This window comes from Vibrio sp. 10N.222.48.A3, assembly GCF_041475345.1.
Lineage (GTDB): Bacteria > Pseudomonadota > Gammaproteobacteria > Enterobacterales > Vibrionaceae > Vibrio > Vibrio tasmaniensis_A.
In genome coordinates, this window is the sequence record NZ_JBFRVX010001170.1 from 1 (window position 1) to 3,446 (window position 3,446).

At 44.8% G+C, this 3,446-nt stretch carries 4 protein-coding genes; 1 reads left to right on the top strand and 3 read right to left on the bottom strand.

The window, feature by feature from the left end; translation table 11 throughout:
* The 3 genes from AB4653_RS24710 to AB4653_RS24720 all read right to left on the bottom strand — a co-directional run.
* Positions 1-358 (bottom strand): NifB/NifX family molybdenum-iron cluster-binding protein (locus tag AB4653_RS24710; RefSeq protein WP_372105551.1); only part of this gene is annotated, 358 nt, incomplete at its 3' end.
* 279 nt (positions 359-637) lie between these two features.
* A complete protein-coding gene (locus AB4653_RS24715; protein WP_102258560.1) occupies positions 638-2,035 on the bottom strand; it encodes a HAMP domain-containing sensor histidine kinase in 1,398 nt (465 codons plus the stop codon).
* On the bottom strand, positions 2,019-2,693 hold the full coding sequence (locus AB4653_RS24720) for a response regulator transcription factor (RefSeq protein ID WP_009846974.1): 675 nt from the start codon (positions 2,691-2,693) through the stop codon (positions 2,019-2,021). Before AB4653_RS24720 ends, AB4653_RS24715 begins: the two co-directional genes overlap by 17 nt.
* Before the next feature lie 244 nt (positions 2,694-2,937).
* Between AB4653_RS24720 and AB4653_RS24725 the strand changes: the two genes are divergently transcribed.
* Entirely contained in the window at positions 2,938-3,435 is a 498-nt protein-coding gene (locus tag AB4653_RS24725; protein WP_102258562.1) for a heme-binding protein, read from the top strand.
* Positions 3,436-3,446: the final 11 nt, after the last annotated feature.

The following is a 3,446-nucleotide window of genomic DNA, read 5'->3' on the forward strand; positions in this document are numbered from 1 at the left end:
TTTTATTGCTACACCCGATATTGCGCGACTCGCGACCATAATCGAGGTCGGTTACTTCTTGTAGATTGCTAAAATCCAGAGTGGTAACTTCGGCTTTTCCTTTAGATGTAAAAACGCGAACATCATGATTGAACAAGTGCGACAGCATTTTCTTCCCGATGTGACGAACCACAACAGCTTTCACATCATAAGATTTAACGACGGACATCCATTGCTTCTTCTTATTGCACGGGCTGTCTGACTCAACCAAAGGAATAAGATGCTTTATTTGTTGTTGCTCATCGACAATCGCGATCTGTGGAGAACGGGCAAAATGGTTGCCGACATGAAGGTCACGACAAGGTATTGCGTATAACATAGTAACTTCCTGTTATTGATGATCAGAAGTTCAGCATACGCCCAGTTATTGGCATATGCCAACAACTATCATGTGAAAAATAAGATTTACTGGATCGATAGCTAAGGTCAAAAGCTACAAGCTACAAGCAGCCAATAGGGTTGGCGCAGGTTACTCTACCTCCCGAACCTGTTCATGGAGAACCTCCCTTCCCCAAAACAAGAATGCCCCACTAGTGCGGGGCATTCTTTGTGCGTAAGAGTTGAAATTTCAAAGACGAAGTGACGATATAAATCGTTGTTACAACGAAAGAGTAAAAGTACTTCCCACACCCAATTCAGATTCAACGACTAGCGTTCCTTCTAGATTCTCGACCATGGCAAGCGCTAAAGATAATCCAAGACCATACCCCTCGATATTGCTGCGGCTGCTGTCGACTCGGTAAAGTCGGTCAAAAATCAAGTCCTGATATTTCTGTTCAATGCCCACACCGGTGTCCTGGATACTTATCTCGACCTTACCTTCGGTGCTTTGCTCCGCTTTGACCGTCACTCTTCCTTCGGGCTCGGTGTACTTAATCGCGTTATCAACAAGATTAACCAACACCTGAGTCAACTTATCAGGGTCTGACTGAATCGCAAGACCATCAGCGCTCTCAACCACCAGCTCGATTCGTTTGTCCTCTGCAACATCTTCATACCAGCTCACCACATTGCTAATCACGTCAGAGACCTGAGTCGGCACTTTCTGTGGTATGCGCTTTCCGGTCAGCTCGTCGTTCAACTTCATCAAGGCGGTTAACATATTGCTTGCCTGCATGGCGTGTTCAGAACAATCTGCCAATGCGTCTTTCATCGCTTGTTGGTCGGCGTTATTGAGCAATGCCGTTTGGGAGGCTAACGTAATACGCGACAAAGGAGTTCGAATATCATGAGCGATCGCATCGACGGTCGTATTCAAGGTTGTCGTCACGTGCTGTAACTTGGCAACCGCAGTATGGACACTAGAGCTGATCACGTTGAGCCCTTGCGCTAAATCAGATTCGGCTTCATTTTTAGTGCTAGGAAATTCTAACTGCCCTTTTTTCAGCTTATCGAGCAGGTCGCCAAAGGTCACTAACGGAGACATCGCACTCTGGATGATGTTACGAGTGAATACTGCGGTCACAGCCACGAGAGCAAGCAACGCATATAAGGTCATTAGCCATTGATTGTAGGCGATAAAGTCTCTTGCTCGGTTATCCAAAACCAACCAGAAATCATACTGCTCCCCTTCAATAGGTAACGACATATAGGGACTAAAGATGAAGCTCTCTAGCCATGAACGATTGTCATCAATTTGGTAGTTAGAAAAAGGCTGTGCTGTTGATAAATGTTGAACACCAGCGATAAACACGCCATCAGATGAAGCGCCCTTCTCAAGCTTATACGCCGCAATGTTGTTTTCGAGTAGCCGATGAGGATTCGCCTCTAAAACATGAATCAATCGCTCACTCGAATCGTAAGTCAAAATACGCTGATACTCGGTCGACATAGACGTAAGGATCTTCTTTTCCGTTTGGTAAAGGTCGAAAAAGAAGATCGCCCCAACAATCAGTTCCACCAGCAGCAAGCAGAGCAGTAAAGTCGACATAAAGCGAACCAACAAATGTCTCTGCGTTTTAGCAAGCGCCTGTTCAATACTACGACTTGAGGACATAGCCAACACCTCGAAGTGTGTGAATTAACGGCTTAGAAAAACCCTTATCAACTTTGCTGCGAAGCCTACAAACCAAAACATCGACCACGTTGGTTTGCGGATCAAACTGATGCCCCCAAACATGCTCAAGAATCGCCGTTTTCGACATCACAGCCTCTCGGTTTTCGAGCAGTAATTTCATCAACATAAACTCGCGCTGATTAATGGTGATCGTTTGTTGATCTCTTTGCAGCGTGTGTTTAAGTAGGTCTAAGCTAAGCGGGCCGTAATGCAATTCTAATGGCTGAGTTGTCGGTTGCTTACCTCGACGCACCAAGGTTTGGCAACGAGCCAATAACTCAGGAAATGCAAAAGGTTTTACCAAATAATCATCAGCACCTGACTGTAGCCCTTGCACTCGTTCTTCCACTGAGTGTTTGGCACTTAATATGATGACGGGCGTCGCGTAGCCTTGCCCTCTGAGTTCAGCCAACACTTCAAACCCATCTTTCTTTGGCAACATGATATCGAGAATGATCACGTCATACTCTTCGGTTACGGCCTCGTGTAATCCATCAACACCATCTGTTGCGTGTGTCACCGTTATCCCTTCTTGCTGAAAACCATTCACCAAAAATCTCGCGATATGAATGTCATCTTCAATCAATAGTATTTTCATTAACGTCCGTTTATTTATTTGCCGTGGTCTTAATACACTCTATCAATATCCTTTCTCGAATATAACCAACATTGCAACTTTGTAATGTTCAAGAAAGCCAGTCGTAATCATGCATTCGTTAGTATGAACCAGTTGATTAAAAACACCCTTTCTAAACAAACAAAAAATAGAATTCGGAATTTGAAAAACGAATATTTTTTGAAAACAGATTCTTTTTGAAAACAGATGCTTTAACGGAGTAAACATGAAAACGACAAACCTAACAGTACTAGCAGCAACCCTTGGTTTCCTTAGCCTTTCTCACAATGCAATGGCAGCAGAAACACAAACGGTCTCTTTCACTCAAATATCATCAGAAGCGGCCTTCAAGCTTGCCCATGAAGCCGTTAATCAATGTGAAGCCGATGGCTACAAGGTTTCTGCGACTGTTGTCGACTTGTCGGGCAATGTGATTGCTCAACTACGTTCTGACGGCGCAGGCATCCACACTCTTGATAGCTCACGCAAAAAAGCGTTCACAGTGGCAAGCATGAAGCAGCCGTCAGGTAACCTGATGAAACTCATCGCCGACAAACCTATCATGCAACCCTTGCAGAATATGGACGACAACTTGTTGTTCCTGGCGGGTGGTGTTCCGGTACAACTGAACAATGCCATGATAGGCGCGATTGGTGTGGGTGGCGCTCCAGGTGGCCACTTAGATGTCGCTTGTGCTGAAAAAGCGATTAAGAAGTTTTTCTAAGAAAACCCATT